The organism is Rhodoferax sp., assembly GCF_039922535.1.
In the GTDB taxonomy this organism is placed as follows: Bacteria; Pseudomonadota; Gammaproteobacteria; order Burkholderiales; family Burkholderiaceae_C; genus Rhodoferax_B.
In genome coordinates this window covers 23,019-29,503 of the sequence record NZ_JBDTEM010000281.1, presented here as the reverse complement: position 1 = coordinate 29,503, position 6,485 = coordinate 23,019, and the positions used below count along the sequence as shown (strand labels likewise).

Below are 6,485 nucleotides of genomic sequence, written 5' to 3'. Positions count from 1 at the left end.
CTTTTTGCCCGATGCCGACCGCGACCGCTGGTGGCTCAACGGGGCCCGCCGTCACCACCTACACCACGCCTGCTACCAGGGCAACTTTGGCTTCATGTTTCCGTTCATGGACCGGCTTTGCGGCACGGCCTTGCCACCCGACGCAGCCCAAGTCCATATCGCCCGCCACCACGCCAAGCCACATGCTGCGCCACCCGCGTGACTGGCAGTCGCTGCTGTACATGCTGGCCCTGCCCGCGCTGGTGGCTTGGCAATGGCGCTACGGGTTTGCGTGGCCGCTGTACGGGCTGGAGCTATTTTTGACCCTGGGCATTGGCGTGGTGCACCACAACCATGCCCACCTGAAGATGTGGCGCAGCCGCTGGCCAAACCGTGCCACCGATATGTGGCTGACCCTGTTGCAAGGCCACCCCGGTTTTGTGTTCCACGCCACCCACAACGCCAACCACCACCGCTACCACCACGGCCCGCAGGATGCTGCGCGCACCTACCGTTTTGGCGGCGACCACAACCACCTGGCGGGCTATCTGTTGCATCCCTTGCAAGCCACCTGGGCGCTGTACCCGCTGTTTGGGTGTTGGCTAGGCCGACTGCGGCGGCGTGCGCCTGGTGCGTTTGGCTACTGCCTGCTGCAGTACCTGCTGGTAGGGGGTTTGTGGCTGGGGCTGGCGCTGCTGGACTGGCAGAAGTGGCTGCTGCTGGTGCTGCTGCCGCAACTGCACGGCCTGCACTGGCTGCTGGCCACCAACTATTTACAACACGCGCATGCCGATGGCCACTCCAAAATCAATTTCGCCCGCAACTTTGAGGGTGCGCTGAACCCGTTGCTGTTCAACATCGGCCTGCACACTGCCCACCACCGCCATGGCCGCGCGCACTGGTCTACCTTGCCGGCTTTGCACGCACAGGTCCGTCATCAGGTCCACCCCCGTTTGAATTGCGGCGGGCTGCTGCCGTATATGTTCACCACCTTTGTCCTGAGCCTGCTGCTGCCGCGCTACCAAAGCCAGCCGCTCATGCCCCCCACCGAGACTGCTTGACACATGCCCACCCGTTTTGACCGCGTCTACATCGAATCCGCTGGCTACTTTCTGCCCGGCGCGCCCGTCGGCAATGCCGACATGGATGCCTATATTGCCCCGCTGAACCGCATCTCCGGGCGCATCAAGGCGCGTATCCTGGCCAAGAACGGCATCCAGTCGCGGCACTACGCCATCGACAGCGAGGGCCGCACCACCGTGTCGCACGCCCAGATGGCCGCCGCCGCCGCCCGTGACTGCCTGGGTCGCGCGGGCGTGGATATTGCGGCGGTGTCGCTGCTCAGCGTCGGCTCTTCGGGCGGGGATGCGCTGATGCCCGGCTTTGCCAACATGGTGCAGGGCGAGATGGGTGCGCCACCCATGGGCACACTGTCCAGCCAGGGCGTGTGTGCGGCGGGGGTGACCGCCATCCTGCACGCAGCACAAGGCATCGAGCTGGGCGCGCACCAGAAGGCGCTGGCGGTGGCAGCAGAGATGCCCTCGCGCATGTTCAAACGCAGCCGCTTTGGCCCGCGCGGCTACCAAAGCGACTTTGACGCGCATTTTTTGCGATGGATGCTGTCCGACGGCGCAGGGGCACTGCTGCTGGGCAACAGCACCCAGGGCCTGCACACCCCGCAAGGCCGCGCCAAAGTCCGCCTCAAGCTGAATTGGGTGCACCAGCAAAGTTTTGCAGGCGACTACCCGGTGTGCATGCAGCTGGGCCTGAGCGAAGACCGCAGCACCTCGTTCCTCGACTACCCCAGCGCCAGCGAAGCCGAGGCCGCCGGGGCCCTGTCGCTGCGCCAGGACATCCGCCTGCTGCCGCATTTGTTCGACGTGTGCATCCACGAGTACGTGAAGCTGGTGGATGCGGGCTGGGTGCAATCCAGCGAGATTGACCACTTTCTGTGCCACTACTCGTCCGAAAAGTTCATGCCCGTAGTGGTCGACCTGCTGGCCAAGGCCGGGCTGACGATTCCGCCCGATCGCTGGTACAACAACCTGCGTACGCGTGGCAACACCGGGGCCGCGTCGATCTTCATCATGCTGGCCGAATTCATCGACACCCACACTTTGAAGCCAGGCGAAAAAATCCTCTGCTTCATCCCCGAGTCGGGCCGCATCAGCGCCGCCTACATGCTGCTAGAGGTAGAGGCTGCCGATGCACCCGCCACACGGACCCCGCGCGCCACCACCGCGGTGCCCACCCCCAGCATCGCCGCGCCGCACGACCCACAGCAGGCCCCGCCCACGCTGCAACCGCTGCTGACCGCCCTGGCCAGCATCTGGCACGGCTACCGCTCGGAGGTGTGGCGCAGCCCGGTTATCCACAAACTCGTCGCCGGGCAGTTTGGCACCGACGACTACCGCCACTGGACGGCCCAATGGGTGCCGCAGGTGCGCCAGGGCAGCCAGTGGATGCGCAAGGCCGTGGCCGCACTCACCGGCCCGTTTGCAGAGTTGGGCGCGTTGATTGAAACCCATGCCAGCGACGAGCAAGACGACTTCAACATCCTCTACCGCGACTACCTGGCGGCAGGCGGCACCCAGCCGCTGGATGCCCTGCACCGCAACCCCGGCGGCGAGGCACTCAACAGCTACCTGCATGCGCTGGCCGCTACCGAGAACCCGCTGGGCTTGCTGGGCGCGATCTACATCATCGAGGGCACGGGCCAGCGCATCGTGCCCGCCTTGTTGCCACTGCTGCGCCAGCAAGTCAAACTGCCGCCCAGCGCCTTCCGTTTCCTGGAATACCATGGCGCGAACGACGAAAACCACCTAGCCCGCTGGCTCACGGCGGTAGAAATCACCCTGGCACTCGACCCGCGCGCGGCGGATGCCATCCTGCAAACCGCCCGCCACACGGCCCAGCTGTACCGGATGCAGTTTGAACACATTCTTGAACGATGAAACGCCTGCCCGACCTGCTCGCCCGCGACCACGATCCGTCTGACCCCAGCCCCTGGCTGGCGCTGTACCTGGACCAGAGCACGCCCCTGCCCGACCATGTGAAACAGGCCTGGCTGGAGGACTCGAGTTCGGCATCACGGCAGTTTTTGCTGCCCTTTGTGCGGCCCCTGGCGCGCACCTGCATCGTGCTGATCCAGATCGTCAAAGCTTTTATGCCCAAGGGCTGGGCGGCTTCCAAGATGCTGCACCAGTTGCTGGCCGAGGGGTTGAAGCGCCTGGTCTCACCCGAGGCCAACTGGTTGGTGATGCGCCACTTTCACATGGGTGGGCAGATTCTGGAATTCATCGCCAAAAACGCCCCCACACCGGTCGCCACCAGCCCGCTGCGGCCCCTGACCTTGGACGACCTGAAAGACGAAACCTTCCTCAAGCACGACCTGAACCTGTTCAACTTTGTGATCCGCCTGAACCAGACCCTGCGCGATGCCGGGCAGCGCCTGCAATTTGTAGAAAAGCCCGACTTCAGCATGGTGGTGGAGCCGCCGCTGAGCGTAGAGCAGTTTCCGCATGGCCGCTGGAACAAGGTGGACCTGCAAACTGCCATCGAGTGCTTCACGCCCATCTACCAGCTGTTTCTGACCGACAACGACTTCTGGCGCGCCGCCAACTCGCTGCAGCTGGACGAAACCATCGGCATCTACACCGCCATCATCCTGAACGCGCCCGAGCACCTGATTTTGCTCAACAACAAGCACCCGCTGGTGCCGCTGAGCACGCTGCGGGCCGGGCACCGGCTGGTGGTGCACGGCCTGTCCACCGAGATGCTGCATGCGCTGCTGATGCAACTGAAGGCGGCGCAGACCAGCGGGCACTAAAATTGGCCCTCCCCAGCCTCTGGATGTTTACCACGAACCGCTGTATGCCATTACCCATAAAAAATAGATTTGCTATATTTAATATAGCTGCCAGCGCAGGTATCCTCTGCGCCTGCGCCACTTTTTCTTTAAATTTACACGCCCAGGAGCGGAGCTTCCCGGCCACCGCACTGCGTGGCACCCTAGAGGTCACGGTGCCGCCGCAGGTGCTGCTGGATGGCAAAACCAACCAGCTCTCGCCCGGTGCGCGCATCCACGGCAGCAACAACATGCTGCTGCTGTCGGGCAGCCTGGTTGGGCAGCCGGCGCTGGCCGTCAACTACACCCGGGAGATGGGTGGTGCCGTGTCCGAGGTCTGGGTGCTGACCGAGGCCGAAGCCAACGTCAAACGCCCCACTGCCGCCAAGCCCTGGCGCTTGTTTGGCCTTTTCGAATAGCTGCTAGCGGCCTGGCCGCTGCGCAATCCGCATTTCATTTCTGGCACACGGGGCACAGCCGCCCGTGCCATGCAAGCCGTTTCACGTTGAGAGTTCCCCATGTCTAAAAAAGTATTTATCAAAACCTTCGGCTGCCAGATGAACGAGTACGACTCGGGCAAGATGGTCGATGTGCTGCACGCCGCCCAGGGCTACGAGGCCACCACCAATGTGGACGAGGCCGACCTGATCCTGTTCAACACCTGCTCGGTGCGCGAAAAGGCGCAAGAAAAAGTGTTCAGCGACCTGGGCCGCATCAAGCACCTGAAGAAAAAGGGCGTGCAGATCGGCGTGGGCGGCTGCGTGGCCAGCCAGGAAGGCGATGCCATCATCAAACGCGCGCCCTATGTAGACGTGGTGTTTGGCCCGCAAACCCTGCACCGCCTGCCCGAGCTGCTGAACCAGCGGCTGGCGCAAAGCCGCCCGCAGGTGGACATCAGCTTCCCCGAGATCGAGAAGTTTGACCACCTGCCGCCCGCCCGGGTCGAGGGTGCGTCGGCCTTCGTCAGCATCATGGAAGGCTGCTCTAAATACTGTAGCTACTGCGTGGTGCCCTACACGCGCGGAGAAGAGGTTTCGCGCCCATTTGAAGACGTGCTGGTAGAAGTGGCCGGGCTGGCCGACCAGGGCGTGAAGGAAGTCACACTGCTGGGGCAGAACGTGAATGCCTACCGCGGCAGCATGGGTGATACGGCCGAAATCGCCGACTTCGCGCTGTTGCTGGAATACGTGTCCGACATCCCCGGCATTGAGCGCATCCGCTACACCACCAGCCACCCGAATGAATTCACCCCGCGCCTGATCGAGGCCTACGCCACGCTGCCCAAGTTGGTCAGCCACCTGCACCTGCCGGTACAGCACGGCTCAGACCGCATTTTGATGGCCATGAAGCGCGGCTACACCGCCATGGAATACAAGAGCACGGTGCGCAAACTGCGCGCCATCCGCCCCGACATGGCGATGAGCAGCGACTTCATCGTCGGCTTCCCCGGCGAGACCGAAGACGACTTCCAGAAGATGATGAAGCTGGTGCACGACGTGGGCTACGACAACAGCTTCAGCTTCATCTTCAGCCCCCGCCCCGGCACCCCCGCCGCCAACCTAGCCGACGACACCCCGCACGCGGTCAAGCTGGCGCGGCTACAGCATCTGCAAGCGGTGTTGAACGACAGCGTGCGCGCGATTGCCGCCCACCGCGTCGGCACGGTGCAGCGGATTCTGGTCGAAGGACCGAGCAAGCGCCCCAGCGCTGAGGGCCTAGAGCTGATGGGCCGCACCGAGTGCAACCGGGTGGTGAACTTTCAGGGGCAAGAGCGCCTGGTCGGCCAAATGGTGGATGTGCGCGTGACCGAAGCCATGTCGTTCTCGCTGCGCGGCGAGGTCGTGCTGCAGGCCTGAAAGCTTAGTTGTCTAGCTCGGACCTTGCCAGGTCGACATCCAGGTGCTCCATGGCATCCACCGGTGCGGCGGTGGCGGCCTGCTCGTATAAGCGGGTGGCTTCGGCCAGGCGCTGCTGGCCGTCCAGCATCAGCAGGGCATTGGCGTATTCGACCATGGCGATGGCGGCACCGGGGGTCAGATTCAGGGCTTCTTGCAGCAGCTTCAAACCCACGTCTTTGCGCACACCGTAGGTCATGCTGCCAATCAACGCGCCCACTTTGTCGATCACCTCGGCATGGAACGCGCCCAGCGCAATATGGGCCCCGGCATGCCGGGGTTCCAGGCGAATGGCGCGTTCTAACGACTCTTTGACCTTGCCACCCAGCCCCTGTGCCAACGCCTTGGCCACACTGATGCCCTGGCTGTAACGGCTCAACGCATAGGCATGCCAGTACCAGGCGTTGGCGTTTTGCGGATCTTCCTGGGCTTGGGCCTCGGCGCGCGCCGCAACTTCCAGGAACAGGTCCAGCCGCAGACGTTCAAACGGCTCTAAGTAGGTGGCGTAAATACAGGTGGCCTTATTGGCCAATGTGAGTCCGGCACCGCCCAGTGCGAGGCCTGCTGCAGCGGCTTTTTGGAATTCACCGTTGTGGAACAGCGCCCAGGCTTCGAGCAAGGACGCATCGGCTGGCAAGGGCTCGGAGTCGCCCTGGTGCAGGCGCGCCCAGCCCAGGGCGGTGCTGGCCGCATCAAACGCATAGGCCCCAGGATGGGGAAAGGCGGTCCATAAGAACATGGTGTATCTCCTCGTGGGCAGGCTT

Annotated in this window: 7 protein-coding genes; 6 read left to right on the top strand and 1 reads right to left on the bottom strand. The window is 63.6% G+C overall.

All coding sequences use genetic code 11. The features are described 5' to 3' along the window. From ABI213_RS13050 to miaB, 6 genes are all read left to right on the top strand, one after another. A partial coding sequence (locus tag ABI213_RS13050) for a sterol desaturase family protein (RefSeq protein WP_348027423.1) occupies positions 1-202 on the top strand: 202 nt, incomplete at its 5' end. After that, a complete protein-coding gene (locus ABI213_RS13045; RefSeq protein WP_348027421.1) occupies positions 183-1,040 on the top strand; it encodes a fatty acid desaturase in 858 nt (285 codons plus the stop codon). The genes ABI213_RS13050 and ABI213_RS13045, both read left to right, overlap by 20 nt. Before the next feature lie 3 nt (positions 1,041-1,043). After that, complete coding sequence (locus ABI213_RS13040) at positions 1,044-2,933, top strand: iron-containing redox enzyme family protein (RefSeq protein ID WP_348027419.1); 1,890 nt, start codon at positions 1,044-1,046, stop codon at positions 2,931-2,933. Continuing rightward, a complete protein-coding gene (locus ABI213_RS13035) occupies positions 2,930-3,808 on the top strand; it encodes a hypothetical protein (protein WP_348008752.1) in 879 nt (292 codons plus the stop codon). The genes ABI213_RS13040 and ABI213_RS13035 overlap by 4 nt, the downstream gene beginning before the upstream one ends. 194 nt (positions 3,809-4,002) lie before the next feature. Continuing rightward, positions 4,003-4,245, top strand: coding sequence for a hypothetical protein (locus ABI213_RS13030; protein WP_348008753.1), 243 nt, complete (start codon positions 4,003-4,005; stop codon positions 4,243-4,245). 99 nt (positions 4,246-4,344) lie between these two features. Then, a complete protein-coding gene (miaB, locus tag ABI213_RS13025) occupies positions 4,345-5,682 on the top strand; it encodes a tRNA (N6-isopentenyl adenosine(37)-C2)-methylthiotransferase MiaB (RefSeq protein WP_348027417.1) in 1,338 nt (445 codons plus the stop codon). A 4-nt stretch (positions 5,683-5,686) separates the two neighbouring features. On the opposite strand, the gene ABI213_RS13020 is transcribed toward miaB, so the two are convergent. Further along, entirely contained in the window at positions 5,687-6,460 is a 774-nt protein-coding gene (locus ABI213_RS13020; RefSeq protein WP_348008755.1) for a hypothetical protein, read from the bottom strand. Positions 6,461-6,485 lie beyond the last annotated feature (25 nt).

Coding starts and splice junctions, on each gene's coding strand:
- ABI213_RS13045 (WP_348027421.1), top strand. CDS start 183: ATGCTGCGCCACCCGCGTGACTGGCAGTCGCTGCTGTACATGCTGGCC.
- miaB (WP_348027417.1), top strand. CDS start 4,345: ATGTCTAAAAAAGTATTTATCAAAACCTTCGGCTGCCAGATGAACGAG.
- ABI213_RS13035 (WP_348008752.1), top strand. CDS start 2,930: ATGAAACGCCTGCCCGACCTGCTCGCCCGCGACCACGATCCGTCTGAC.
- ABI213_RS13020 (WP_348008755.1), bottom strand. CDS start 6,460: ATGTTCTTATGGACCGCCTTTCCCCATCCTGGGGCCTATGCGTTTGAT.
- ABI213_RS13040 (WP_348027419.1), top strand. CDS start 1,044: ATGCCCACCCGTTTTGACCGCGTCTACATCGAATCCGCTGGCTACTTT.